27 protein-coding genes are annotated in these 23,228 nt (G+C 68.0%); 12 read left to right on the plus strand and 15 right to left on the minus strand.

What is annotated here, in order from left to right:
* Positions 1–52 precede the first annotated feature (52 nt).
* Positions 53–652: a tetratricopeptide repeat protein gene (locus AC3WQR_RS00310; RefSeq protein ID WP_492740855.1), complete on the plus strand. Its 600-nt coding sequence runs from the start codon at positions 53–55 to the stop codon at positions 650–652.
* Positions 653–719: 67 nt separating this feature from the next.
* On the opposite strand, the gene AC3WQR_RS00315 is transcribed toward AC3WQR_RS00310, so the two are convergent.
* On the minus strand, positions 720–2,063 hold the full coding sequence (locus AC3WQR_RS00315; RefSeq protein WP_492740856.1) for a dicarboxylate/amino acid:cation symporter: 1,344 nt from the start codon (positions 2,061–2,063) through the stop codon (positions 720–722).
* Positions 2,064–2,220: 157 nt separating this feature from the next.
* Entirely contained in the window at positions 2,221–2,958 is a 738-nt protein-coding gene (gene phbB / locus AC3WQR_RS00320) for an acetoacetyl-CoA reductase (RefSeq protein WP_062480872.1), read from the minus strand.
* Positions 2,959–3,161: 203 nt separating this feature from the next.
* Here phbB and AC3WQR_RS00325 point away from each other — a divergent pair, with 203 nt between their 5' ends.
* From AC3WQR_RS00325 to AC3WQR_RS00335, 3 genes are all read left to right on the plus strand, one after another.
* A complete protein-coding gene (locus tag AC3WQR_RS00325; RefSeq protein WP_492740857.1) occupies positions 3,162–3,809 on the plus strand; it encodes a DJ-1/PfpI family protein in 648 nt (215 codons plus the stop codon).
* Between the two features lie 80 nt (positions 3,810–3,889).
* Positions 3,890–4,402, plus strand: a complete 513-nt coding sequence (locus tag AC3WQR_RS00330) for a CinA family protein (RefSeq protein ID WP_492740858.1) — start codon at positions 3,890–3,892, stop codon at positions 4,400–4,402.
* Positions 4,399–4,845, plus strand: coding sequence for a GNAT family N-acetyltransferase (locus tag AC3WQR_RS00335; protein ID WP_492740859.1), 447 nt, complete (start codon positions 4,399–4,401; stop codon positions 4,843–4,845). The genes AC3WQR_RS00330 and AC3WQR_RS00335 overlap by 4 nt, the downstream gene beginning before the upstream one ends.
* A gap of 27 nt (positions 4,846–4,872) precedes the next feature.
* On the opposite strand, the gene AC3WQR_RS00340 is transcribed toward AC3WQR_RS00335, so the two are convergent.
* Genes AC3WQR_RS00340 through AC3WQR_RS00360 form a run of 5 tightly spaced genes read right to left on the minus strand, consistent with a single transcriptional unit; the run spans position 4,873 to position 9,910 of the window.
* Positions 4,873–5,877 carry a tripartite tricarboxylate transporter substrate binding protein BugD gene (locus tag AC3WQR_RS00340; protein WP_492740860.1) on the minus strand — a complete coding sequence of 335 codons (1,005 nt, stop codon included), beginning with the start codon at positions 5,875–5,877 and terminating at the stop codon, positions 4,873–4,875.
* 30 nt (positions 5,878–5,907) lie between these two features.
* The gene (locus AC3WQR_RS00345) at positions 5,908–6,798 is read right to left on the minus strand and encodes an HpcH/HpaI aldolase/citrate lyase family protein (protein WP_492740861.1); all 891 of its coding nucleotides are present in this window, start codon (positions 6,796–6,798) and stop codon (positions 5,908–5,910) included.
* A complete protein-coding gene (locus AC3WQR_RS00350; RefSeq protein ID WP_070061123.1) occupies positions 6,795–7,976 on the minus strand; it encodes a CaiB/BaiF CoA transferase family protein in 1,182 nt (393 codons plus the stop codon). Before AC3WQR_RS00350 ends, AC3WQR_RS00345 begins: the two co-directional genes overlap by 4 nt.
* A gap of 24 nt (positions 7,977–8,000) precedes the next feature.
* The gene (locus AC3WQR_RS00355; protein WP_492740862.1) at positions 8,001–8,891 is read right to left on the minus strand and encodes an HTD2 family dehydratase; all 891 of its coding nucleotides are present in this window, start codon (positions 8,889–8,891) and stop codon (positions 8,001–8,003) included.
* Between the two features lie 35 nt (positions 8,892–8,926).
* Positions 8,927–9,910, minus strand: a complete 984-nt coding sequence (locus AC3WQR_RS00360) for a tripartite tricarboxylate transporter substrate binding protein (RefSeq protein ID WP_492740863.1) — start codon at positions 9,908–9,910, stop codon at positions 8,927–8,929.
* 149 nt (positions 9,911–10,059) lie between these two features.
* On the opposite strand from AC3WQR_RS00360, the gene AC3WQR_RS00365 reads away from it, so the two are divergent.
* The 3 genes from AC3WQR_RS00365 to AC3WQR_RS00375 all read left to right on the plus strand — a co-directional run bounded on the left by AC3WQR_RS00365 (position 10,060) and on the right by AC3WQR_RS00375 (position 12,215).
* Positions 10,060–10,971 (plus strand): LysR family transcriptional regulator, encoded by a 912-nt coding sequence (locus AC3WQR_RS00365; protein WP_095745803.1) that lies wholly within the window; start codon positions 10,060–10,062, stop codon positions 10,969–10,971.
* A 467-nt stretch (positions 10,972–11,438) separates the two neighbouring features.
* Positions 11,439–11,993 carry an SMI1/KNR4 family protein gene (locus tag AC3WQR_RS00370; protein WP_492740864.1) on the plus strand — a complete coding sequence of 185 codons (555 nt, stop codon included), beginning with the start codon at positions 11,439–11,441 and terminating at the stop codon, positions 11,991–11,993.
* Between the two features lie 36 nt (positions 11,994–12,029).
* Positions 12,030–12,215 carry a hypothetical protein gene (locus tag AC3WQR_RS00375; RefSeq protein WP_492740865.1) on the plus strand — a complete coding sequence of 62 codons (186 nt, stop codon included), beginning with the start codon at positions 12,030–12,032 and terminating at the stop codon, positions 12,213–12,215.
* A 106-nt stretch (positions 12,216–12,321) separates the two neighbouring features.
* On the opposite strand, the gene AC3WQR_RS00380 is transcribed toward AC3WQR_RS00375, so the two are convergent.
* Both AC3WQR_RS00380 and phaC read right to left on the minus strand, forming a co-directional pair.
* The gene (locus AC3WQR_RS00380) at positions 12,322–13,500 is read right to left on the minus strand and encodes an acetyl-CoA C-acetyltransferase (RefSeq protein WP_062480264.1); all 1,179 of its coding nucleotides are present in this window, start codon (positions 13,498–13,500) and stop codon (positions 12,322–12,324) included.
* A 61-nt stretch (positions 13,501–13,561) separates the two neighbouring features.
* Positions 13,562–15,334 (minus strand): class I poly(R)-hydroxyalkanoic acid synthase, encoded by a 1,773-nt coding sequence (phaC, locus tag AC3WQR_RS00385; RefSeq protein WP_492740866.1) that lies wholly within the window; start codon positions 15,332–15,334, stop codon positions 13,562–13,564.
* A 126-nt stretch (positions 15,335–15,460) separates the two neighbouring features.
* Here phaC and AC3WQR_RS00390 point away from each other — a divergent pair, with 126 nt between their 5' ends.
* Positions 15,461–15,769: a hypothetical protein gene (locus AC3WQR_RS00390; protein WP_095745806.1), complete on the plus strand. Its 309-nt coding sequence runs from the start codon at positions 15,461–15,463 to the stop codon at positions 15,767–15,769.
* Here AC3WQR_RS00390 and pgeF read toward each other — a convergent pair.
* The 3 genes from pgeF to AC3WQR_RS00405 are packed head-to-tail and all read right to left on the minus strand — an operon-like array spanning position 15,701 to position 18,038.
* Positions 15,701–16,453 (minus strand): peptidoglycan editing factor PgeF, encoded by a 753-nt coding sequence (gene pgeF, locus AC3WQR_RS00395; protein ID WP_492740867.1) that lies wholly within the window; start codon positions 16,451–16,453, stop codon positions 15,701–15,703. The genes AC3WQR_RS00390 and pgeF overlap by 69 nt on opposite strands.
* A gap of 14 nt (positions 16,454–16,467) precedes the next feature.
* The gene (gene maiA, locus AC3WQR_RS00400) at positions 16,468–17,106 is read right to left on the minus strand and encodes a maleylacetoacetate isomerase (protein WP_070061130.1); all 639 of its coding nucleotides are present in this window, start codon (positions 17,104–17,106) and stop codon (positions 16,468–16,470) included.
* A gap of 23 nt (positions 17,107–17,129) precedes the next feature.
* Complete coding sequence (locus tag AC3WQR_RS00405; protein WP_095745809.1) at positions 17,130–18,038, minus strand: tetratricopeptide repeat protein; 909 nt, start codon at positions 18,036–18,038, stop codon at positions 17,130–17,132.
* 170 nt (positions 18,039–18,208) lie between these two features.
* Here AC3WQR_RS00405 and AC3WQR_RS00410 point away from each other — a divergent pair, with 170 nt between their 5' ends.
* The 4 genes from AC3WQR_RS00410 (at position 18,209) to AC3WQR_RS00425 (ending at position 20,602) form a co-directional block, all read left to right on the plus strand.
* Entirely contained in the window at positions 18,209–18,910 is a 702-nt protein-coding gene (locus tag AC3WQR_RS00410) for a fumarylacetoacetate hydrolase family protein (RefSeq protein ID WP_159271432.1), read from the plus strand.
* 20 nt (positions 18,911–18,930) lie between these two features.
* Positions 18,931–19,482 carry an NUDIX hydrolase gene (locus AC3WQR_RS00415; protein ID WP_062480276.1) on the plus strand — a complete coding sequence of 184 codons (552 nt, stop codon included), beginning with the start codon at positions 18,931–18,933 and terminating at the stop codon, positions 19,480–19,482.
* Positions 19,483–19,493: 11 nt separating this feature from the next.
* Positions 19,494–19,982 (plus strand): CreA family protein, encoded by a 489-nt coding sequence (locus tag AC3WQR_RS00420; protein ID WP_492684139.1) that lies wholly within the window; start codon positions 19,494–19,496, stop codon positions 19,980–19,982.
* Between the two features lie 113 nt (positions 19,983–20,095).
* Positions 20,096–20,602 (plus strand): murein hydrolase activator EnvC family protein, encoded by a 507-nt coding sequence (locus AC3WQR_RS00425; RefSeq protein WP_062480281.1) that lies wholly within the window; start codon positions 20,096–20,098, stop codon positions 20,600–20,602.
* 12 nt (positions 20,603–20,614) lie between these two features.
* Here AC3WQR_RS00425 and AC3WQR_RS00430 read toward each other — a convergent pair whose 3' ends face one another.
* From AC3WQR_RS00430 to AC3WQR_RS00440, 3 genes are all read right to left on the minus strand, one after another.
* The gene (locus tag AC3WQR_RS00430; protein ID WP_492740868.1) at positions 20,615–22,240 is read right to left on the minus strand and encodes a phospholipase D family protein; all 1,626 of its coding nucleotides are present in this window, start codon (positions 22,238–22,240) and stop codon (positions 20,615–20,617) included.
* A gap of 138 nt (positions 22,241–22,378) precedes the next feature.
* Complete coding sequence (locus tag AC3WQR_RS00435) at positions 22,379–22,606, minus strand: hypothetical protein (RefSeq protein WP_070061133.1); 228 nt, start codon at positions 22,604–22,606, stop codon at positions 22,379–22,381.
* Between the two features lie 60 nt (positions 22,607–22,666).
* A complete protein-coding gene (locus AC3WQR_RS00440) occupies positions 22,667–23,224 on the minus strand; it encodes an RNA polymerase sigma factor (protein WP_492740869.1) in 558 nt (185 codons plus the stop codon).
* Between the last annotated feature and the right edge of the window lie 4 nt (positions 23,225–23,228).

A 23,228-nucleotide genomic window follows, 5' to 3' on the forward strand; every position in this document is an offset into this window, starting at 1 on the left:
CTCCCATGAACGAGGTATTCGTTTTTCGGGCCGGGCCACTAGATTCGGCCCCATGAAATTCGCGAAGGCATGGCTTGCCGCCGGCGTCGTCCTGGCGGCCTCGCAGTTCGGCGCGCTGTACGCGCAGGACGGCAACCCCGAATGGCGCGCGCTGCGCCAGGAACTCGTGCAACGCATCAACGCCAACTGCTACGACGTCGGCACGCTCGAGCTGGCGCAGCAAGTGCTGCAGACGGCGCAACGCACGGGCGGGCCCGAGTCCGCCGACACGGCCCTCAGCCTCGTGCTGCTGGCCCATGTCCACCAGCGGCAGGGGCAGCTGACCCGGGCCGCGCAGTCGTACACGGCTGCGCTCGCCATCCAGGAAAAGACCGCCGGACCCGACAGCCCGATGGTGGCGTTCACGCTGAGCGCGCTGGCCGGCCTGCACTATCGCCGCGAGGCCTTCGACCAGGCCATTGCGCTGTACGAACGCGCCCTGGCGATCCACGAGAAGCAGCGGCGCCCCGATGCACACGCCGTGCTGCACAGCCGGCAGAACCTGGCCGCGGCCCATCGCGCCCAGGGCACCTACGCCAAGGCCGCCCCGCTGTACGAACGCGAGCTCGACGCCAGGGCGCAGCCGCTGCTCGCGGTGGCCCTGGTGCACTGACGCGCACCGAAACGCACCGAAACGCGCCTCACCGCACCCAAACGCGCGGGCCGGCGCCCTGATCCGGCTACGGTGCCATCTTCGATTCGCGCGCGTTCACCAGTTCCTCGGGCTCCTGCGACTCGACCCAGCTCTCGTTGTTGAGCCCGGCCTGCAGCCGCTCTTCGTCGAGTTCATTCGTCCACTTGGCGACCACGATGGTGGCCACGCCGTTGCCGATCAGGTTGGTGAGCGCGCGGGCTTCCGACATGAAGCGGTCGATGCCCAGGATGAGCGCCAGCCCCGCCACCGGCACATGCCCCACCGCCGACAGCGTGGCCGCCAGCACGATGAAGCCGCTGCCCGTGACGCCCGCCGCGCCCTTCGACGTGAGCAGCAGCACGGCCAGCAGCGTGATCTCCTGCGTGAGCGTCATGGGCGTGTTGGTGGCCTGCGCAATGAACACCGCCGCCATCGTCAGGTAGATCGAGGTGCCGTCCAGGTTGAACGAGTAGCCCGTGGGAATCACCAGCCCCACGCAGGTCTTGTGGGCGCCCAGGTTCTCCATCTTCTCCATCATGCGCGGCAGCACCGATTCGCTGGACGAGGTGCCCAGCACGATCAGCAGCTCTTCCTTGATGTACTTGATGAACTTCCAGATGCTGAAGCCGTGAAAGCGCGCAATGAGCCCCAGCACCACGAAGATGAACAGCAGGCAGGTCAGGTAGAAGGTGCCCATGAGCTTGCCCAGCGACAGCAGGCTGCCCAGGCCGTACTTGCCGATGGTGAAGGCCATCGCACCGAAGGCGCCGATGGGCGCGAGCTTCATGATGTAGTTGACGATCACGAACAGCACGTGCGAGCCCTTCTCGATCACGTCGAACACCAGCGTGCCGCGCCCGCCGAAGCGGTGCAGCGCAAAGCCGAACAGCACCGCGATCAGCAGCACCTGCAGGATCTCGCCCTTGGCGAAGGCATCGACGATCGTGCTGGGAATCACGTTGAGCAGGAAGTCGACCGTGCCGGTCATCTTGCCGGGGCCGGTGTAGGCCGCGATGGCCTTGGTGTCGAGCGTGGACGCATCGATGTTCATGCCCGCGCCGGGCTTGAGCACGTTCACCAGCACGAGGCCGACCACCAGCGCGATGCTGCTCACGATCTCGAAGTACAGGAGCGCCAGCCCGCCGGTCTTGCCGACCTTCTTCATGTCTTCCATGCCGGCGATACCGACCACCACCGTGCAGAAGATGATCGGCGCGATGATCATCTTGATGAGCTTGATGAAGCCGTCGCCCAGCGGTTTCATCGATTCCCCGAGCGAGGGATAGAAGTACCCCAGGAGCACGCCGATGATCACCGCGGTGATCACCTGCACGTAGAGGGAACGGTAGAGGGGGAGCTTCCTGGGTACTGTGCTTGTTGTATGTGCCATGACTGCCTCCTGAAAGGATGAAGGGAAACGAAAAGAAAAGGGTTCGTGTCGCGGTTGCTTTCGATGGGTGATGTCGTGCGTTCTGTGTCCGTGGCGCCGGCCCAAATGAAAAAACCCGCCGAAGCGGGTTTTTGTTTTCAGGGCGTGGCGCGCATGCTCAGTGCATGTGGAGGCCGCCGTTGACCGAGAAGTCGGCCCCGGTGCTGTAGCCGCCTTCGTCGGTGGCGAGCCACGCGATGATGGAAGCGATTTCGCTCGGCTCGCCCAGGCGCTTGACCGGGATCGTGGCCACGATCTTGTCGAGCACTTCCTGGCGGATGGCCTTGACCATGTCGGTGCCGATGTAGCCCGGGCTCACCGTGTTCACGGTGACGCCCTTGTTGGCCAGCTCCTGCGCCAGCGCCATCGTGAAGCCGTGCATGCCGGCCTTGGCCGCCGAGTAGTTGGTCTGGCCGGCCTGGCCCTTGGCGCCGTTGACCGAGCTGATGTTGATGATGCGGCCCCAGCCCTTTTCGACCATGTCGCCCACCACCTGCTTGGTGACGTTGAACATGCTGTTGAGGTTGGTTTCGATCACCGCGCTCCAGTCCTCGGGGGTCATCTTGAGGAACATGCGGTCCCGCGTGATGCCGGCGTTGTTGACGAGCACGTCAATCGCCCCGTGGGCCGCCTTGGCGGCGGAGAAGGCCTCGACGGTGGATTGCCAGTCGCCGACATTGCCGACCGACGCGTGGAACTCGAAGCCTTCGGCTTTCTGTTCGGCCAGCCACTTGGCGTAGTCCCGCGTGGGGCCGCAACCTGCGACCACGGTGAACCCGTCCTTGTACAGACGCTGGCAGATGGCTGTTCCGATGCCACCCATGCCTCCGGTGACATATGCAACTTTCTTGCTCATGAGATTTCCTTGATTGAAGCTAGCAAAAAGCCTGAACGGCCGCCTTCACTCTAGCCATTTTCAGGCCACACAACTCTGAGGGAGAACACTGAGCCAAGCTTGCAACCAGCTGTCACGGACATCACCTCGGCGGCACTCTATATGCTTGCGGCTTCGCGCCCGTGACACGGCCCCTGCCGGCACCCCACCAGGAGTTCGCACGCATGAATTTCGCAATCGTCGTCTTCCCCGAGGTCGAGGAGCTCGATTTCGTCGGTCCCTGGGAAATGCTCACCATGTGGAGCAAGCTGGCCGGGGGCCCCGCGAACTGCCTCGTGGTGGCGCAAACGCACGGCCCGGTCGTCTGCGCCAAGGGGCTGTCGATCAACCCGCATGTCTCGTTTGCCGACTGCCCGCCGCTCGATTTCGTGCTCGTGCCCGGCGGCATGGGCACGCGGCGCGAGGTCGACAACCCCGCCATGGTGCAGTTCCTGGCCGCGCAGGCGCCCGGCTGCAAGGCGCTGCTGTCGGTGTGCACCGGCGCCTTCGTGCTGCATGCGGCCGGCCTGCTCTCGGGCCGCACCGCGACCACGCACTGGGGATCGCTCGACCGCCTGCGCGCACTCGGCGACGTGAAGGTGGTCGAGCAGCGCTTCGTGCAGGACGGCCACGTCTGGACTTCGGCCGGCGTCTCGGCGGGCACCGACCTGATGCTGGCCTTCATCGCCCATGTGGCGGGCGAGGAAGCCGCGGCCAAGGTGCAGCTGCAGGCCGAGTACTACCCGGCCGACACGGTGTACGGCCACACCTCGAGCCATGAGCGCGCGCCGTCGTATGTGCGGCGGCCGGGCTCGCGCGCGGGCATCGCCTGACCGTTCGTTCATCTGTTCACGCGTTCCCTTGATCGATCGAACGGTCGGTCATTTCTTCTTTCTTACTTCTTTCGACCTCCATGCCCACGCCCGACCTCACCGACCTCGAACCGCTTTCCGTGCTCGCCGCCCGCGTGGGGGCGACGCTGCGCGAGCGGCGCCAGACGGTGGCGGTGGCCGAATCGTCGGCCGGCGGCCTGGTCTCGGCCGCCCTGCTCGCCCTGCCGGGCGCCTCGGCCTACTTCCTGGGCGGCGCGGTCATCTACTCGCGGCGCGCCGGCAAGGCCCTGCTCGGCCTCACGCCCGAGGACATGGGCGACATGCGCGGCGAGACCGAGCCCTACGCGCGCTTCATCTCGGGCCGCATCCGCGACGCCCATCGTTCGAAGTGGGGCATCTGCGAGAGCGGCGCGGCGGGACCGTCGGGCAGCCCGTACGGCGATGCGCCGGGGCATGTCTGCATCGCGGTGACCGGCGCGGACGGCCTCGTGGTCAGCCGCACGATCGAGACCGGCGCGACCGACCGGCCATGGAACATGGATGTGTTCGCGCGGCTGTTGCTGAAGTTGTTCGACGAGACCTTGCAGGCATGAGCAAGGTCACGCCGATCTTTCGGCGTGTGGGCATCGAGGATGCAGATTTCCTGTTCGAGCTCTGTGAGGCCACGATGCGCGGCTACGTCGAGCAGGTATGGGGCAGCTGGAACGCGGTGGGCGTCCGGGCCCACCTTGCCGAGCAGGCGCACGCCGGCGCCTTCTTCGCACTGGACCTCGACGGCACGCGCGTGGGTGCCGTCGCGTTCGAGCAGCACGACACGCACGTCCAGATCGAGGAGATGTACATCGTCCCCTCGTGCCAGAACCAGGGCATCGGAAGCGCGGTCGTGGCGCACATCGTCAGCTTGGCCTCGCGAGAGCAGGTGCCGGTCCGGCTTCGGGTGCTGGCGTCGAATCCCGCACGCCTTTTCTATGAGCGGCTCGGCTTTCAGGTGACCGTTTCAACACCGGAACGGTATTTCATGGAGCGCCCCCACTGAGCGAGAGCCCGAGGGGCCGCGCCGTTCTCAATCCGCCTGCACCCCCGCCGCCCGGATCACCTTCCCCCACTTCTCGATCTCCGCCGCGAGGTGGCTGCGCAGCGCCTCGGGCGTGACCTTCTCCATCGGCACGGCCTCGGTGCTCAGTTCAGCGAAGCGCTTCTTCACGTTGTCGTCCTGCAGCGCGGCGCGCAGGGCCACGTTGAGCTTCTCGATCACGGCCGGCGGCGTGCCCTTGGGCGCATACACGCCGTGCCACACCTTCACGTCGAAGCCTTTGAGGCCCTGCTCGTCGAGCGTGGGGATGTCGGGCATGCTCGACAGGCGCTTGGGCGTGGTCACGCCGAACACCTTCACGCGCTGGCCGTCCTTGATGACGGGCGCGGTCTGCGTGGTCTGGTCGCACAGCAGGTCGACCTGCCCGCCCATGAGGTCGTTGAGCGCCGGGCCTGCGCCCTTGTAGGGCACGGTCGTGAGCTGCACGCCGATCTGGTGCGCGAAGAGCATGCCGCACAGCTGCGACACCGCGCCGATGCCGGCGTTGGCGAGCGAGACCTTGTCCTTGTTCGTCTTCACGTAGGCCAGCAGCTCCTTGAAGTTGTTGGCCGGAAAGTCCTTGCGCGACAGCAGGGTCATCGGCACGTCCATGACCTGGCCGACGTACTCGAAGTCTTTCAGCGGGTCGTAGTTGAGCTTCTTGTACAGCGCGGGCGCGGTGGCCATGCCCATGTGGTGGATGAGGATGGTGTAGCCGTTGGGCGCGGCCTTGGCCACGCGGGTCGGCGCGATGGTGCCGCCCGCGCCCACGGTGTTTTCGACCACCACGGTCTGCCCCAGCGACTTGCCCATGGGCACCGCGAGCATGCGCGCCACCACGTCGGTGGGGCCGCCGGCCGAGTACGGCACGACCATCACGATGGGCTTGTCGGGCCACGCGGCCTGCGCGGCGGCGGGCGATGCGGCGGCGAACAGGCAGGCGCCCGCCGAGGCCGCGATGAGGGCTTTCAGTTTCCAGGTCTTCGTTGCGTTCACTTCTTTGTCTCCTTTTGGTTTGTCTGTAGATCAGTGCGTCACGGATGAATCGCCCGGGCCGTGAGATGCGGCCAGCGCCAGCCAGCGCTCGGCCAGCCGCACCACGGGCCCGTCGACCATGCGGCCGTCGAGGCTCACGACGCCGCCGCCGGCCGCGCGCACCGCCTCGGTGACGCGGTGCGCCCAGGCCACCTCGTCGGCCGTGGGCCCGAGCGCGGCCTGCACGGGTGCGACCTGCTCGGGATGGATGCACAGCTTGGCGCCGAAGCCGCCGCGCCGGGCGCGCGCGGTGTCGGCGGCGAGCCGCTGCGCGTCGCGCCAGTCGGGCGACACGCCGTCGATGGGCGTGGCCAGCCCGGCGCGGCGCGAGGCCAGCACGAGCGCGAGGCGCACGGGCACCAGCTCGGCCTCGTCGGCATCGCAGGCCATGCCGAGGTCGGCCTGGAAATCGAGGTGGCCGAAGGCCAGCCGCAGCACCTGCGGCGCCCCCGCGATGGCATCGAGCGCAGCGAGCCCCGCGGCCGATTCGATGAGCGGCACCAGCACGGCCTTCGGTCCGGCCCTGGCGGCCAGCCGATGCAGTTCGTCGGCGTGCTCGGCCTTGGGCAGCACGATGCCGGCGATGAGGCCCTCGGCGATCCAGCCTGCCGCGCGCGCGCAGTCGTCGTCATGCCACGGCGTGCCGCTGGCGTTCACGCGCACCAGAAGTCGCTCTCGCCCTTCGGCGGGCAGCGCCGCCAGCGAGGCGCCGAGCGCATCGCGCGACTCGGCCTTGCGCGCGGGGGCCACGGCGTCTTCGAGGTCGATGATCACGCCGCCCGCGCCCGTGGCCAATGCCCGCGCATGGCGCTCGGGCCGGTCGGCCGGCACGAAGAGAAAGGCGCGCGCCAGGGCGAGCGCGGCGTTCGCGGGCTCGCTCATACCGCGCCGGCTGCGCGCAGCGCCGCAATCGCGTCGTCGCCACGGCCCAGGCTGCGCAGGATGGCGTCGGTGTGCTGGCCGACCGCAGGCACCGGGTCCATGCGGTAGTCGAACGCGCTCTGGCGACCGGCCGGCAGCAGCGCCGGGATGTCGCCGGCCGGCGAACCCACCTGGCGCCAGCGCTCGCGCGCCTGCAGCTGCGGGTGCGCCCACAGCCCGGCCATGTCGTTCATGCGCGCATTGGCGATCTGCGCGGTGTCGAGCCGTTCGAGCACCTGCGCCGCGCTGAGCGCGCCGAAGGTGTCGACGATGAGCGTGCGCAGCGCCTCGCGGTGTTCGTTGCGCCGCGCGTTGCTGTCGAAACGCGGGTCGCTCGCGAGCTCGGGGCGCAGCAGCACCTTGTCGCAGAAGGCGCGCCACTCGCGCTCGTTCTGCAGGCCCAGCATCACGGTGCCGCCGTCGCCGGCGGGGAACGGGCCGTAGGGATAGATGGTGGCGTGCGAGGCGGCGCTGCGCGGCGGCGGCGGCGCGCCGTCGTAGGCGTAGTACATCGGGTAGCCCATCCACTCGGCGAGCGATTCGAGCATCGACACGTCGATGTGCGAGCCCTTGCCCGTCTTGCCGCGCTGCATCAGCGCCGCGAGGATGCCGGTGTAGGCGTACATGCCCGCCGCGATGTCGGCGATGGAGTTGCCCGACTTGCACGGGTCGTCGGGCGTGCCCGTCACCGAGAGAAAGCCGGCCTCGCTCTGAATGAGCAGGTCGTAGGCCTTCTTGTCGCGGTACGGTCCGTCTTCGCCGTAGCCCGAGATGTCGCAGACGATGAGCGCGGGGTGCTTCTCCTGCAGCACCTGCGCGCCCAGGCCCATGCGCGCGGCGGCGCCGGGCGCGAGGTTCTGCACCAGCACGTCGGCGCCGGCCACCAGCTCCTGCAGCACGGCGAGCGCGGCAGGCTGCTTCAGGTCGAGCGTGAGGCTTTCCTTCGAGCGGTTGACCCACACGAAGTGCGAGGCCTCGCCGTTCACGCGCTCGTCGTAGGCGCGCGCAAAGTCGCCGCCGCCGGGGCGCTCGACCTTGATGACGCGCGCGCCGAGGTCGGCGAGCTGGCGGGTGCAGAACGGCGCCGCGATGGCGTGTTCGAGCGAGATGACGGTGATGCCGTCCAGGGGTCTTGTCATGTGCTTCTTCTTTCTTTCCTTGCGTCAGGCGAGCACGGCCGTGGCCTGCATCGTGAGCCAGCCGTCGGCGTCTTCGCCCCACAGGCTGAAGGTCTTGCCGTCGGTGCTGCCTTCGGCGGGCTTGCCGTGCACGCGGAACGGCGCGATGTCGAAGGTCGGTCGCACGGCGCGGAACTCGAAGCGCGCAAGCTGCGCATCGGCCGGCGCGTTGCGGCGCAGCAGGTCGACCAGCAGCGTCGCGATCAGCGGTCCGTGCACGATGAGGCCCGGGTAGCCCTCGACCTGCGTCACGTAGCGGCGGTCGTAGTGGATGCGGTGGCCGTTGAAGGTCAGCGCCGAGTAGCGGAACAGCAGCACGTCGTCGGGCACGAGGTCGCGGCTGAAGGCGGCATCTTTGGGTGCGGGCGTGGGCGATGGTGCGGCCTCGCCCGGTGCGGCGGCGGCGCGGTAGACGATGTCGTGCTCTTCGGTGAGCGCCAGCCCGCGCGCGTTGCGCACTTCATGGCGCACCAGCACGAACACCAGCTCGCCCGTGCGGCCGGCCTTGTGCGTGACCGAGGCGATGGTCGACGTGCGCTCGACCGCATCGCCCACCTGCAGCGGATTGCCCGGCTCCCACGTCAGCCGGCCGCCGGCCCACATGCGGCGCGGCAGCGGCACGGGCGGCAGGAAGCCGCCGCGCTTCGCATGGCCGTCTTCGCCGATCTCCGACTGGCGGTGGTGCGGCAGTAAGTAGAGCCAGTGCCACAGCGCGGGCAGGCGCGTGCCCGCCTCGGGCAGCGGGTCGTCGCGGTCGAGCGTGGCGGACAGCGCGCGCACGGGCGCGGCGGTGAGGTCGTCGCGCAGTGTTTCTGTGCGGCCCTGCCAGGCCTGCAGGCGCGCGAGGGCTTCGGCGTCGATCAGGGGAGAAGTCATGTCGTGAGTGGCGGAAAGAAAGATGAAGGGCGCGGTCAGTCGACTGCGGCGCCCGAGGCCTTGACGATGCGCGCCCACTTGGCGAGGTCGGCGTGCAGCAGCGCCGAGAACTGCTCGGGCGAGGTGGGCGCAGCGATCTCGACGCCCTGCTGGTCGAGCTTGTCGCGCAGGTCCTTGGCCGCGAGCGCCTTGCGCGTGGCGTCCTGCAGGGTGGCGAGCACGTCGGCCGGCACGCCCGCGGGGGCGAACAGGCCGATCCACAGCGTGCCGTTGTAGCCCGGCACCTGCTCGGCGATGGCGGGCACGTCGGGCAGCACGGGCGAGCGCTTCTCGCCGCTCACGGCCAGCGCGCGCAGCTTGCCGGCCTTGATGTGCGCCAGCGCCGAAGGCAGGCTCGCGAACACGATCGGCAACTGCCCGCCCAGCACGTCGTTGAGCGCGGGCGCCACACCCTTGTACGGCACGTGCTGCATCGAGATGCCGCCCATGCTGTTGAGCATTTCACCCAGCAGGTGGTTGAGCGTGCCGTTGCCGGCCGAGGCGTACTGGTAGTTGGCGCCCTTCTCGCGCGCCAGCTTCAGGAATTCGGCGAAGTTCTTCGCGGGGAACGACGGGTTCACCAGCAGCACGTTGGGCACCGCGCCGATCAGGCCGACGGGCTTGAAGTCTTTCTCGGGGTCGAAGCCCGGGTTCTTGTAGAGCGCGGGGTTGATGGCCTGGCTGCTGCTGATCGTCATGAGCAGCGTGTAGCCGTCCTTCGGACCCTTGGCGACCAGCTGCGTGCCGATGTTGCCGCCCGCGCCGGGGCGGTTGTCGACCACCACGCTCGCGTTGTTCAACACCTCGCCGAGCTTCTGGCCCACGAGGCGCCCGACGATGTCGTTGGTGCCGCCGGCGGCCTGGGGCACGACGAGCGTGATGGGGCGCGAGGGGTAGGTCTGGGCGTTGGCCGGGTTGGCGGCCAGCAAGGCGGTGGCGGTGAGTCCGAAAGCGAGCAGCGCGCGGGCGCGGAATCTCATCGGGGCAGAGCAACGGACTTTCAATCCGCTGGTGGTTGGCTTGTGTTGTGTCTCCATCGCCGCATGGTCTTCTGCCCGCCCCGTCGGCGCAATCTGCGATTTCGGAAGCCAGGCTTCTGAAATTCCGAAGGCTTGACTACCATCGCCTCATGCTCTTCGACCTCACCGACCTGCGCCTGTTCGTGGCCACGGCCGAACTCGGCAACCTCACGCGGGCGGCCGAGCGCCAGCACCTGTCGCTGGCCGCGGCCAGCGCGCGCATCAAGGCACTCGAGACCCAGGCCGGCCTGCAGCTGCTGCAGCGCGAGGCCCGCGGCGTGCGCCTGCTGCCGCCGGGCGAAGCCTTCCTGCACCACGCCCGGCTGGTGCTGCACCAGGCCGACCAGCTGCGCGCCGACCTGCTCGAGTACGGCGGCGGGCTGCGCGGCCACCTGCGCGTGTTCGCCAACACCACGGCGGTGACCGACTTCCTGCCCGAGATCCTGCCCGGCTTCCTGGCCGCCAACCCGCGCATCAACGTCGACCTTCAGGAAAAACCGAATGCTCAGATCCCGCGCGGCGTGCGCGACGGGCGCGCCGACATCGGCATCGTCGCGGGCCAGATGGACACGCTGGGCCTGGACACCATCCACTTCAGCACCGACCGGCTGGTGCTCGTCACGGCGCGCCAGCACCGCTTTGCGCGGCGCCGCCGCATCTCGTTTGCCGAGACGCTCGACGAAGACGCCATCGGCATGCAGCAGGGCAGCACGCTGCAGGCCTTCCTGGGGCAGATCACCGACCACCTGGGCAAGCGCCAGAAGCTGCGCATCCAGCTCGGCAGCTTCGACGCCATGTGCCGGATGATCGGCAGCGGCGTGGGCATCGGCGTGGTGCCGGAGTCGGCCGCGCGGCGCAACCAGGAGAGCATGGGGCTCGCACTGGTCGAGCTCAGCGACCCGTGGTGCGTGCGCGAGCGCTACCTGCTCGTGCGCGACCGCGCCGCCCTGCCCGTGTACGCCCAGGCGCTGGTCGAGACCTTGTGCAAGCACTACGCCGACGCGCAGGCCGAAACCGGCTGACGGCCCGATTCCCGGCCAAAAACAGGCACTTGCAGGCAGCTTGTGAGAAACCCGATGTCTTCCCCATTTTCTGTGCACAACTTTGGGGGTAAGTCAGGGGCAGCGTTGTAAAGCGATTGCAAGTCATTGTTTTATAAAGGGAATAGTTAGTCTGCTTAAATTTTTTGCAGTGCACAAGTCAGGCCGCCGAGGGGCCTGAAAATCGCTCGAAAACAGGAAAGTCAAGCGAAAAAACAGGGGGTTGCCTGTGCTAGGCCGCCCTTTGAAACCAACGACTTGCGGCGGGTTGTGAAGAAGTCCGCTGCAATCCCCACTTTCTGTGGGCAACTTTGGGGGTAACTCGGGTGGAGCTTTGTAAAACGAGTGCAAGTTGTTGTTTTACAAGGGGATTCCACACTTTGCTCAATTTTTGAGCGGTGAACAAAACGGACGACCGGTGGCGGATGGCGAAGGTCGCAGGCGTTCGAATGAATCCAAAGGTTCTCATCGCCCGCAAATTGATCGGCAAGGCGCGAACTGCCGGCTCCAAGGCATGGCTGGGGCGACGGCCGTACAGTCGGGCACGAGCAACCGTTCGGATGCGGAGAGCACAAATGCAAGGTGTTGGCGAACTCATCGACCGCTGGAAAGCAGAGAACCTGACGCTTGTGCCGCCGGCACCGAAAGCACAGATTCTCGAAACTTTCGAAAGCCTGGGATCGACTGCAACAGCAGACGTCATCGCTCTCTACACCTCGCTGGGCGGCATGCGCGAGATGGACAAGGCGTTGTGGCGCCTTTGGCCACTCGAGGAAATCAAGGCCGAAAACTCCGAACTCTCCTCTCACGGCGTGCTCTTCTCGGACTACCTCATCTGCTGTTGGTGCTACAGGCTGAAGGCGAACCCGGACGGCACCAGCTCGGTGCTGGAAGATCGCTTCGATGGATCAGAGCCGCGCCTGGTGGCAAGCACGCTCGAAGCGTTCTTCCTTTCCTATCTGGCCGACGCCACGCGTTTGCTCGATGGCGCTGCACTCGATTGACGCGTGCGAGGCAAAGACATTCGCAGCAGAGAAACCATGCTCGAAGCCCTCAGCGCCCCCTGGTCCTGCATCGGCGCCGTCGCCGGGCTGCTGATCGCCCTGCTGGTTCATTGGCTGGCCCCGGCCGACATCGACACGGTGCACGCCGGCGCGTGGCTGGTGGGCATCGGCTGGCTCGCGGGCCTGGCCTGGGACCTCGCGGCTTCGGACCGCTCGAAGTAAGCAGCAGGCGAGCGCCCCGACAGCGCGCACAAAAAAGGGAGGGGAGGCAGCGGCCCTTGCGAGCCCCTGCCTCCCCTCCCCGTACCGGTTCACCCGGTGATCAGGCTCAGCGCTCGATCGTCAGCGCCACGCCCATGCCGCCGCCGATGCACAGCGAGGCGATGCCCTTCTTGGCGTTCTGGCGCTGCATTTCGTGCAGCAGCGTCACCAGGATGCGGCAACCCGACGCGCCGATGGGGTGGCCGATGGCGATGGCGCCGCCGTTCACGTTCACCTTGTTCACGTCCCAGCCCATTTCGCGGTTCACGGCACAGGCCTGTGCGGCGAAGGCTTCGTTGATCTCGAGCAGGTCGAGGTCGGCGGCCTTCCAGCCGGCGCGCTGCAGCGCCTTCTGCGACGCCGGCACGGGGCCCATGCCCATGATGGTCGGGTCCAGGCCGGCGGTGGCGTAGCTGGCGATGCGGCCCAGCGGCTTCAGGCCCAGGGCGGCGGCCTTCTTGGCCGTCATGACCATCACGGCGGCGGCGCCGTCGTTCAGGCCCGAAGCATTGCCCGCAGTCACGCCGCCGGCCTTGTCGAAGGCGGGGCGCAGGCCGGCCAGCACTTCGGCGTTGGTCTTGCGGTTGATGAACTCGTCCTGGTTGAAGACGATGGGGTCGCCCTTCTTCTGCGGAATGCTCACGCCGACGATCTCGTCCTTGAACTTGCCGGCGTCCTGCGCGGCGGCAGCCTTGGTCTGGCTGGCCAGGGCCAGTTCGTCCTGCGAGGCGCGGTCGATGTTGTACTTCTTGGCCACGTTCTCGGCCGTGATGCCCATGTGGTACTGGTTGTACACGTCCCACAGGCCGTCGACGATCATGGTGTCGACCAGCTTCCAGTCGCCCATGCGCTGGCCGTTGCGCGAATTGGGCAGCACGTGCGGCGCCATGCTCATGTTTTCCTGGCCGCCGGCAATGACGATTTCGGAGTCACCCGTGGCCACGGCCTGCGCCGCCAGCATCACGGCCTTCAGGCCCGAGCCGCACACGGCGTTGATGGTGAGCGCCGGCGTTTCCTTGGTGCCGCCGCCCTTGAGCCAGGCCTGACGCGCGGGGTTCTGGCCGGCGCCGGCCGCGAGCACCTGGCCCATGATGGCCTCGCCCACCTGGTCGGCCGTGAGGTTGGCGCGCGCGATCACTTCCTTGATCACGAGGGCGCCCAGCTCGGTGGCGGGAATGCCGGCGAGCGAGCCGCCGAATTTGCCGACCGCCGTACGCGCAGCCGAAACGATGACGATGTCTTCCATGAGGTTCTCTCCGTTGAGGTGATTTGAAATCGGTTGCGATCTTGCGGGAGCTGGCGCCCGTTCAGGCCTTGGCCTTCACGTAGCGTCCCGGCGCCGGTTCGATGGCCTTGTAGGCCTTGCCGTTGCCGTAGCCCTTGGGCGCGGGGATCTGCTTGCCCGCGTGGCCCTTGAGCCATTGTGCCCAGTCGGTCCACCAGCTGCCCGGCTGCTCCTGCGCGCCGGCCAGCCATTCGGGCTGGGTCTTGGGAAACTTGCCGTCCTCGCGCAGCCAGTGGCTGCGCTTGTTCTTGGCGGGCGGATTGATCACGCCGGCGATGTGGCCCGAAGCGCCCATCACGAAGCGCTTCTTGCCCGTGAGCAACTGCGTGGAGGTGTAGGCCCCGCCGATCGGCACGATGTGGTCTTCGCGCGAGCCGTAGATGTAGGCCGGGATGTCGATCTTGCCCAGATCGACCTTCTCGCCGCACACGGTGAGCGCGCCGGGCTTGGCCAGCTTGTTCTCGTGGTACGTGTTGCGCAGGTACCAGGCGTAGAACGGGCCCGGCAGGTTGGTGGCGTCGCTGTTCCAGTACAGCAGGTCGAAGGCCGGAGGCGTCTCGCCCTTGAGGTAGTTGCCGACCACGTAGTTCCACACCAGGTCGTTCGGGCGCAGGAAGCTGAAGGTCGAGGCCAGGTCGCCGCCCGGCAGCAGGCCGCCCTTGCCCAATTGCATCTCGCGGTACTGCACCATGGACTCGTCCACGAAGATGTCCAGGATGCCGGTGTCGCTGAAGTCGAGGAAGGTGGTCAGCAACGTGACCGACGCGGCCGGCTTCTCGCCGCGCGCCGCCAGCACGGCCAGCGCGGTGCTCAGGATGGTGCCGCCCACGCAGAAGCCCAGCGTGTTGATCTGCTTGCTTCCGCTGATCTCCTGCACGGTGTGGATGGCCTTGATGGCCGCGTTCTCGATGTAGTCGTCCCAGGTGGCCTGGGCCAGTGACTCGTCGGGGTTGCGCCAGCTCACCACGAACACGCGGTGGCCCTGCTCGTTCGCATAGCGGATGAGCGAGTTGTCGGGCTGCAGGTCGAGGATGTAGAACTTGTTGATGCACGGCGGCACCAGCAGGAACGGCCGCTCGTACACCTTGGCGGTGAGCGGCTTGTATTCGAGCAGCTGGAAATACGCGTTCTCGAACACCACGGCACCTTCGGTGGTGGCCACGTTGCGCCCCACTTCGAAGGCGCTCTCGTCGGTCATGCTGACGTGGCCCTGCTTCATGTCGTGCAGCAGGTTCTGGATGCCCTTGGCGATGCTCTCGCCTTGCGTGTCGATGGCTTTCTTCTGCGCCTCGGCGTTGAAGGCGAGCGAGTTGCTGGGCGAGGCCGCGGCCATCCACTGCTCGACCGCGAAGCGCAGGCGCGCCTTGGTCTTGTCGTCGGCGTCGATGGCCTCGGCCATGCGCATCATGGTGCGGCCGTTGAGCAGGTACACGGCGGCCGAGAAGGCCGCCATCGGGTTGCTGCCCCAGGCCTCGGCGGCAAAGCGCTTGTCACCCTCGGGGCGGGCACCGAAGCCGCGGCGCCACAGGTCGGTGGCGTCGCTCAGGTACTGCTGCTGGATGGACTGCAGCTGCTCGGGATCGATGGAGAACTTGGGCAGCTCGGGCATGGCGGCTGCGCCCGGGAATTGCGCCATTTGTGGCAATTGCCATAGCGGCGTGCCGCCGACGTCGAAAGCGGCGGAACCTCCTGGACCTGCAGCTTTCTGGAAAGCCTCCATGGCCTGGGTCCAGCCCTGCGTGAGGGCTTTTTGAAAGGGCGCGAACGCATCGGCCCCCGTGTCTTGTTGCTTCATCATGTCTCCTGGCCGTGGCCTGGGTCGATACGAACGGATGGCTTGCGTGTTTTGAGTATGCTGCATTCGCAAGGCACTCACAACGCCGCGCTTTCACTAATCCCTTGAAACAAAACGTCTGCGCCTGTGTTCATCCATTTGATCGTGATCGGCTGGCTCTATGTGGCCGTGATGATGGCGGTGGCCGAGGCCACCAACACCACGGGCACGGTGCTGGGCGCCATCTTCACATTTCTTCTTTACGGCCTCGCGCCGGTGGCGCTGGTGATCTACCTGATGGCCACGCCGGCGCGCCGGCGGGCGATCAAGGAACGCGAGGCGCAGGCCCAGGAAGCCGCCCGTCGCGCGGCCGCGGAGGCTGCGGCTTCAGACCTTCCAGACCAGCGCGGCGAAGCGCCCGCTGACGCCGTCGCGCCGGTGCGAAAAGAACCGTGACGGCTGTGCGACGGTGCACCACGCATCGCCGCTGTCGTTGCCATAGAGCGACTCGACACCCACCGCACGCAGCCGCAGCCGCGCCAGCGCAGGCAGGTCGGCCAGCCACTTGCCTTCGGCCGCCGCGGGCGTGAAGCACGACACCGCCTCGGGCGACTGCGCCTCGAAGGCGGCCTTGACCTCCGCCCCCACCTCGAAGGCCTTCGGGCCGATGCAGGGGCCGAGCCAGGCCATCAGGCGCGGCGCGCCTTCATCCTGCGCGAAGGCGCGCACGGTCTGCTCGAGCACGCCGCCGGCCAGCCCGCGCCAGCCCGCATGCGCGGCGGCCACGCGATGACCGCGTTCGTCGGTGAAGAGCACGGGCAGGCAGTCGGCCACCATGACCGTGCAGGCGCGCGCGGAGGTCGCGGCCGTGCAGGCATCGGCGACGGTGCCGTCGTGCACGGCCTCGTCGAGCGACACGAGCCCCGTGCCATGCACCTGCTGCAGGAACACCGGCCGCGTGCCAATCGATTGCTGCAATCGCCGGCGGTTCTCGGCGACATGCGCGGCATCGTCGGCCACGTGGTCGCCGAGGTTCAGGCTCTCATAGCGCCCGGTCGACACCCCGCCGTCGCGCGTGGTGCACAGCGCGCGCACGTTCGGCGGCGCGGGCCACTCGGGCACCAGCCATTGCGGATTCATCGCGCCGTGCCGGCTCAGGGTTCCGCGTCGGGCGACTGCGAGGGCTGCGCGCGCTGGAAGGCGTCGAGCTTCATGCAGGCGTCGAAGGCGGCCATGGTGCGCGGCAGGCCGCTGAAGTCGCAGTCGAAGCGGCGGCCGTTGAAGATCTGCGGCACGAGGCAGCAGTCGGCGATGGTGGGCGTGTCGCCCCAGCAGTAGGTGCCGCCCGGGTGCTGCGCGAGCTGGCGCTCGAACGACAGCAGGCCGTCGCGCACCCAGTGGCGGTACCAGGTGTTCTTGGCTTCGTCGTCGACCTTCAGTTCCTTCACGAGGTACTTGAGCACGCGCAGGTTGTTCAGCGGATGGATCTCGCAGGCGATCGACTGCGCCAGCGCGCGCACGTGGGCGCGGCCCACCGGGTCGCTGGGCAGCAGCGCCGGCTCGGGGTGCGTTTCGTCCAGGTATTCGATGATGGCCATCGACTGCGAGAAGCGCTCGCCCTCGTCCTCGAGCAGCGGCACGAGCATGTCGGCCGAGATCGCCGAGTACGGGCCGGTGCGGTGTTCGCCACGCGCGATGTGCACGGGCACGTAGTCGTAGTCCAGGCCCTTCAGCTGAAGGGCGATGCGCACGCGGAACGAGGCGGAGGAGCGGAAATAGTTATGCAGCTTCATGATTTCTCGAGGATAGCGCCCTCTCAGGAGCGTGGTGTGGCCGGGAGCGCGCAGCGGAAATCGCGCAGCCGGGCTTCGGGGTTGTCTTGCTGCCACGCATCGAGCAGGCCGCGCGCCGCGGCTTCTTCGCGCGCGGCGATGCCCAGGTGCCACGGGCCCTCGGCTGCGGGTGGTTCGCCGGGCGCGTGGTTGTGCTGGTCGTCGGGGCGACCTTCGGAGCAGGCCTTGCACAGCACCTGCATGCTGCTGGTCCAGTTCTCGGCGCTGAGGCCCGCTTCCTCGAAGCGGCGCACCAGCGCATCGATCGCCTCGGCCTGCACCTCTTCGACGAAGACTTCGTAGGTCGCGTGGTCCGACGGCGCGATCAGCGCGAGCGCGTCGAACACCGGCACCTCGCGCTCGCCGCGGCGGCGGTAGCCGTTGGCGGCGCCGTCGTGCAGCACCAGGTCGCCGTAGCGGTGGCCGCTGGCGGGCGTCGGCACGTTGCGCAGGATGGCGCGCGCCGGGTCGATGCGGTCGGCCCAGACCACCTCGCTGGCCTCGTCGCCGTGCACGCGGATGGGCGTGAGGCCGACGAAATAGTCGACCGGCCCTTCGCCGTCCGGGATGCCGATGCCGTACTGGCGCCATGCGCGCCGCGCCGTGGGCCAGTCGCCCAGCGCGGTGGCCGCGATGCCCAGGTTCCACAGCGCGCCCTCGTTGCCCGGCTCGCACTGCACGGCGCGGGCGTTGGCCTGCAACGACGCGGCCCAGTCGCCGCGGTACTTGTGGATGAGCCCGGCGTTGTACCAGGGCGCCGACCAGTACGGATGGATGGCGCTGGCCTGCGCATAGGCGGCCAGGGCGCCGTCCTGATCGCCGGCCTCGTCGCGTTCGCGACCGAGTTCGTTGAAGGCGGTGGCCTTGCCGGCTTTGCCGAGTCGGATGGGCATGGTGGAGCGAGAGAGAGAGAGAAGAGGTCGGGAAAGGGGTCGGGGAAACGCGCAGAAACGCCTATTGTGGGCCGCCGCAAAATCCCGAGTCCGGCGTGCCGGCAAGCCCGTGCCGCCTCTGGCACACTGCCGGTCTCCCCTCCCGCTTCGCTGAAAAAGGACACCTTCCCATGGCTTCCGAGTTTGTTTTCGCCCCGCCGGCCACCGTTTCGGTGCCGGTGGCCGGTCAGCCCGCACGCTTCCCGGTGCACCGCATCTACTGCGTGGGCCGCAACTACGAAGATCACGCCAAGGAAATGGGTTTCACCGGCCGCGAGCCGCCCTTCTTCTTCATGAAGCCGGCCGATGCGCTGGTGACGGTCGATGCGGGCCAGACCGGCACCATGGCCTACCCCACGCTCACGAAGAACCTGCACCACGAGATCGAGCTCGTGGTAGCCATCGGCACCGGCGGCAAGAACATCCAGGCGGCCGACGCGCACAAGCACATCTACGGCTACGCCGTGGGCCTGGACATGACGCGCCGCGACCTGCAGAACGACATGAAGAAGCAGGGCCGCCCCTGGGACATCGGCAAGAGCTTCGAGCAGAGCGCGCCCATCGGCCCGATCGTGCCCGTGGCGCAGGCCGGCAACGCCGAGCAGGCCGAGATCTCGCTGCAGGTGAATGGCGAAGACCGCCAGCGCAGCACCGTGAGCAAGCTGATCTGGAACGTGGCCGAGACCATCGAGCACCTGTCGGCGGCCTGGGAACTGCAGCCCGGCGACCTGATCTTCACGGGCACGCCCGAGGGCGTCGCGGCCGTGGTGGCCGGCGACACGCTGGTGGGCCAGGTCGCAGGCTTGCCCGCGCTGACCGTCAAGATCGTCTGACGCCCGCGCGGTCCCGCTTCATGCTCCTTCGCGTACCCATCAAGCATTGCAAGAACTGCGGCACGGCGGTGGTCTACCGCGTGCCGGACGACGGCGACACCAAGCAGCGCGCGGTGTGCCCGGCCTGCCACACGATCCATTACGAGAACCCGCTGAACGTGGTGGGCACCATCCCCGTGCTGGGCGACAAGGTGCTGCTGTGCAAGCGCAACATCGAGCCGCGCTGGGGCAAGTGGACGCTGCCCGCGGGCTTCATGGAGCTCGAGGAAACCACCGCCGAGGGCGCGGCCCGCGAGACCGACGAGGAGGCCGGCGCGAACTTCGAGATCGAGGGCCTGTTCGCCGTGATCAGCGTGGTGCGCGTGGGCCAGGTCCACATGTTCTACCGCGCCCGCCTGCTCGACGACCGCTTCGACCCGGGTCACGAGACGATCGAGGCGCGCCTGTTCACCGAGGACGAGATTCCCTGGGACGAGATCGCCTTTCGCACCGTGCGCCAGGCGCTCGAACATTACTTCGAAGACCGCAAGCGCGGCAGCTTCGACCGCGTCCACGAACTCAGCATCGTTTGAAAAATTTCCCCATGCTCAAGACCCTGCGCGCCACCCTCCTCTGTGGCGCCAGCCTCGGCTTCGCACTCGCGGCTTCGGCGGCCAAGGCCGACACGGTCGGCGAGGTCGACACGGCCTTCAAGCTCATCGGCCCCGACCACAAGATCGTGGTCGAAGCCTACGACGACCCCAAGGTGAGCGGCGTCACCTGCTATGTCTCGCGCGCGCGAACCGGCGGCATCGCCGGCGCCTTCGGCGTGGCCGAGGACAAGGCCGAGGCCTCCATCGCCTGCCGCCAGGTCGGCCCGGTCAGCATCACGCAGCCGCTGCCCAAGCGCGAAGAGGTCTACAGCGAACGCCTGTCGGTGCTCTTCAAGCGCCTGCGCGTGGTGCGCATGGTCGATCCCAAGCGCAACACGCTGGTCTACCTGACCTACTCCGACCTGCTGATCGACGGCTCGCCCAAGAACAGCATCACGGCCGTGCCGGTCGATCGCGGCACGCCGATTCCGCTCAAGTGAAGGGGCTGCTGAAGGGCTCGGCGATGCGAGTTTGCTAGCATCGTCCGAGCGGCCGACACCGAGATGTCAGCCTTCGACGGAACCCTCCGCAACGAATCCGTTCCAACAGCGTCATGCACCTTCAGACTTTTGTTTTCCGAACCGCCGCCACGCTGCTCGTGGCTGGGGGCATTGCCGCCTGCACCACGCCCGGCCCCACGCCGCCGCAGCAGCCTGTTCCAGGCGCCACGCCGCCGCCACCGCGCCAGGCGCTCTTCATCCGCCCCGCCGCCGGCACCACCGTGGGCCGCTTCGACGGCGTGCGCAACAAGGGCCTGGACATCGCGGGCAACCTGGGCGACCCCATCGTGGCCTCGGCCGACGGCCGCGTGGTGTACGTGGGCGGCGAACTGCGCTCCTACGGCAACATGGTCATCGTGAAACACAACGAAACCTTCCTCACGGCCTACGCCCACGCGAAGACCATCCTCGTGAAGGAAGGCGCCGTGGTGCGCCAGGGCCAGAAGATCGCCGAAATGGGCAACAGCGAATCCGACCGCGTGAAGCTGCATTTCGAGATCCGCAAGAACGGCACCGCCGTCGATCCCGAGCCGTACCTCAACGGCCGTTTGCAGCAGTAAACGTAAAAGCCGTTACAGCAGGCTTTCGGGCACCAGGGGCGCCAGCAGCTCCAGCCGCCAGCGGGCCCAGAAATGGGTCTCGGGCTCGGTGTGCAGGATGGTGTCCGCCCCGTCGCCCGACGCTGGGCTCACCCACTCGATGCCGCCGCGCGGCCCCAGCTGCAGCTGGTAGGCACCGTCCAGCCGCATGAAACCGATCAGGCTGGTGAGCTGCTGCGCGATCTGCGGACTGAAGATGAACAGGCCGATCTCCGTGTTGTGCAGCGCCGAGCGCGGATCGAAGTTCATCGAGCCGACGAACACCACCTGCCCGTCGATCACGGCCGACTTGCCGTGCAGCCGCCCGCTGGCCGAGCCGTAGATGCCGAAGCGCTTCGTCTGCTCCACGCGCTTGGGGCTCAGCTCGTACAACTCCACGCCCAGGCGCAGCATCTGCGCGCGATAGCGCCGGTAGCCGATGTGCACCAGCGACTCGTCGGTGGCCGCCAGCGAATTGGTGACGATGGTGTAGCCCACGCCGTTGCCGCGCACGATCTGCATCGTCTCCATGCCGCCGCGCCCGGGGATCAGGTAGGGCGTGGTCAGCAGCACCCCGTGCTGCGCGCCGCGCAGGTAGCGCTGCACGTTGTAGAGCACGCTGTCGGCGGCCTGGTCGGCCGGCAACCCGCGCCCTTCGTCGGTGGGCGCCAGCGCCTTGGCGGGCGCGTCGGCGTACGCCTCGGCGCGCGCCCAGCTCAGCGCGAGCTTGCCGGCGTTGAGGTCCTTGGCCAGCGGGTTGTGGCCCAGCAGGTCGGTCGATTCGGGCTCTTCGGGGTGCAGCGTCTCGGGGCCCGTGGTGAGCCGGTCGAAGCGCTCGCGCAGCGCCTGCGCCGACTCGCCGCCGCGCGGCACCAGCGACTCGATGGGGTACACGTACAGGCTGTTCCAGTACATGTCGAACAGCGAGGACAGCCGGGGCACCACGGCGCCGGCCACCAGCGTGTCGATGTCGATGAAGTTGGAGCCGCCGTCGCGCAGGAAGTATTCGTTGGCGATGTTGCGCCCGCCCATGACCGCCATCGTGTTGTCGACCACGAACAGCTTGTTGTGCATGCGGCGGTGCACGCGGTCGAAGTCCAGGATCGACCAGGCCCAGCGCGTGCCGAAGCGCGAACGCCCGGCCGGGAACGGGTTGAACAGGCGCACCTCGACGTTCGGGTGCGAGGCAAAGCTGGTGAACAGCGGGTCGGCGCCCGCGGTGTACAGGTCGTCCACCAGCAGGCGCACGCGCACGCCGCGATCGGCCGCGTCGCGCAGCGTGCGTAGCAGGTAGCGGCCGGTCTCGTCGTTCTGCACGAGGTAGTACTGCACGTCGATGGAGCGCTGCGCGCGGCGCGCCAGCTCGATGCGGGCATGCAGCGAGAACTGCGGCATCGGCAGCAGGCGAAAGCCGCTGAGCGGCTCGCCCGGCGGCGCGGCGGCCTGCACGAGGCGGCCCAGCGCGGTGTCCGCGCCGTCGGTGATGGCACTCGAGGGCTTGCGCACCACCTCGGTCGGCAGGCCGGCGCAACCGGCGAGCACGAGCATCGCCAGGCTGCACAGCAGCCAGGCGAACCACCGGGCGTGCGGCACGTCAGCCCGGGGGGACAGTTTGCGCATGAACGACAGAAAAGAGGGAGGGCAAGGGCACGGGAGCGAAGGAGAAAAAACGCCGCTGCCGCGCGGCGCGGTGCACGACCGCGCCCACGGGTGGCGGTTTCTACCACGCGCGGCGCGAGCGCGCAGCCAATGCCTTCGTCAGTGCGCGCGCTCGGACCACTGCCGCACGAAGTGCTCCGCGCGCACGTTCGCGCGCGCCACGGCCGAGTCCCACGACAACTGCTGGGTGATGACCAGCGCGCAGCGCGGAATGCCGTCCAGGCTCAACGCCGCGATGCCGGCGTAGGTGCCCTTCGGGGTGCGCGTGAGTTCGAACCATCCCGTCCAGCCACCTGGCACGTGGAGGTCGAGTCGGGCGGAGTCCATGATGAATTCATCATAGGCCTTTAGTTTTCATTTGCAAACATTGCATACAAAAGCAACGGCTCAGGCATGCATGTCCGAGCGGCGACCGGTCGGGAGGCGCTGCAGCGCCTGGCGCAGCGTGGAATCCACCCGCCGCAGCGACAGCCCGTGCCGCACCGCCACCTCGTGCCGCGTCAGCTCGTGCACGCGCAAGGCCACAAAGATGTCCTGATGGCGGTGCGGCAGCCCCTGCATCGCGCGTTCGACCGCCTTCAGGTCGGAGCGCGCCTCGGCGATCAGCTCGGGCCCCGGTGCGTGATCGGCCACCTGGGCCAGCGTGTCGTCCGCCTCGCCGGCGTACTGCCAGGGGCGCTCGGCGCGCAGGCGGTCCATGGCGGCATTGCACGCCACGCGGAAGATGTAGGCCACGGGGTTGTGCAAGGTGCCCGTGAAGGCGGCCTCGCCCAGGCGCAGCCAGGCATCGTGCAGGCTTTCGGTGGCAGCGTCGGCACACCCCAGGTGCAGCGACAGCCGCCGGTGCAGCTGCGCGTAGTGCGCCACCAGCAGTTGCTGGACGTCCGGTGGCGCAGGGGCGGTCCCCACGGCATCGCCGCGGGGCAGCAGGCAGGCGTGCGACATGGTG

This window comes from Variovorax sp. FW305-3-2-15-B-LB1, from assembly GCF_058787635.1.

Coding starts and splice junctions, on each gene's coding strand:
- AC3WQR_RS00310 (WP_492740855.1), top strand. CDS start 53: ATGAAATTCGCGAAGGCATGGCTTGCCGCCGGCGTCGTCCTGGCGGCC.
- AC3WQR_RS00315 (WP_492740856.1), bottom strand. CDS start 2,063: ATGGCACATACAACAAGCACAGTACCCAGGAAGCTCCCCCTCTACCGT.
- phbB (WP_062480872.1), bottom strand. CDS start 2,958: ATGAGCAAGAAAGTTGCATATGTCACCGGAGGCATGGGTGGCATCGGA.
- AC3WQR_RS00325 (WP_492740857.1), top strand. CDS start 3,162: ATGAATTTCGCAATCGTCGTCTTCCCCGAGGTCGAGGAGCTCGATTTC.
- AC3WQR_RS00330 (WP_492740858.1), top strand. CDS start 3,890: ATGCCCACGCCCGACCTCACCGACCTCGAACCGCTTTCCGTGCTCGCC.
- AC3WQR_RS00335 (WP_492740859.1), top strand. CDS start 4,399: ATGAGCAAGGTCACGCCGATCTTTCGGCGTGTGGGCATCGAGGATGCA.
- AC3WQR_RS00345 (WP_492740861.1), bottom strand. CDS start 6,798: ATGAGCGAGCCCGCGAACGCCGCGCTCGCCCTGGCGCGCGCCTTTCTC.
- AC3WQR_RS00350 (WP_070061123.1), bottom strand. CDS start 7,976: ATGACAAGACCCCTGGACGGCATCACCGTCATCTCGCTCGAACACGCC.
- AC3WQR_RS00355 (WP_492740862.1), bottom strand. CDS start 8,891: ATGACTTCTCCCCTGATCGACGCCGAAGCCCTCGCGCGCCTGCAGGCC.
- AC3WQR_RS00360 (WP_492740863.1), bottom strand. CDS start 9,910: ATGAGATTCCGCGCCCGCGCGCTGCTCGCTTTCGGACTCACCGCCACC.
- AC3WQR_RS00365 (WP_095745803.1), top strand. CDS start 10,060: ATGCTCTTCGACCTCACCGACCTGCGCCTGTTCGTGGCCACGGCCGAA.
- AC3WQR_RS00370 (WP_492740864.1), top strand. CDS start 11,439: ATGAATCCAAAGGTTCTCATCGCCCGCAAATTGATCGGCAAGGCGCGA.
- AC3WQR_RS00375 (WP_492740865.1), top strand. CDS start 12,030: ATGCTCGAAGCCCTCAGCGCCCCCTGGTCCTGCATCGGCGCCGTCGCC.
- AC3WQR_RS00380 (WP_062480264.1), bottom strand. CDS start 13,500: ATGGAAGACATCGTCATCGTTTCGGCTGCGCGTACGGCGGTCGGCAAA.
- phaC (WP_492740866.1), bottom strand. CDS start 15,334: ATGAAGCAACAAGACACGGGGGCCGATGCGTTCGCGCCCTTTCAAAAA.
- pgeF (WP_492740867.1), bottom strand. CDS start 16,453: ATGAATCCGCAATGGCTGGTGCCCGAGTGGCCCGCGCCGCCGAACGTG.
- maiA (WP_070061130.1), bottom strand. CDS start 17,106: ATGAAGCTGCATAACTATTTCCGCTCCTCCGCCTCGTTCCGCGTGCGC.
- AC3WQR_RS00405 (WP_095745809.1), bottom strand. CDS start 18,038: ATGCCCATCCGACTCGGCAAAGCCGGCAAGGCCACCGCCTTCAACGAA.
- AC3WQR_RS00410 (WP_159271432.1), top strand. CDS start 18,209: ATGGCTTCCGAGTTTGTTTTCGCCCCGCCGGCCACCGTTTCGGTGCCG.
- AC3WQR_RS00415 (WP_062480276.1), top strand. CDS start 18,931: ATGCTCCTTCGCGTACCCATCAAGCATTGCAAGAACTGCGGCACGGCG.
- AC3WQR_RS00420 (WP_492684139.1), top strand. CDS start 19,494: ATGCTCAAGACCCTGCGCGCCACCCTCCTCTGTGGCGCCAGCCTCGGC.
- AC3WQR_RS00425 (WP_062480281.1), top strand. CDS start 20,096: ATGCACCTTCAGACTTTTGTTTTCCGAACCGCCGCCACGCTGCTCGTG.
- AC3WQR_RS00430 (WP_492740868.1), bottom strand. CDS start 22,240: ATGCGCAAACTGTCCCCCCGGGCTGACGTGCCGCACGCCCGGTGGTTC.
- AC3WQR_RS00435 (WP_070061133.1), bottom strand. CDS start 22,606: ATGGACTCCGCCCGACTCGACCTCCACGTGCCAGGTGGCTGGACGGGA.
- AC3WQR_RS00440 (WP_492740869.1), bottom strand. CDS start 23,224: ATGTCGCACGCCTGCCTGCTGCCCCGCGGCGATGCCGTGGGGACCGCC.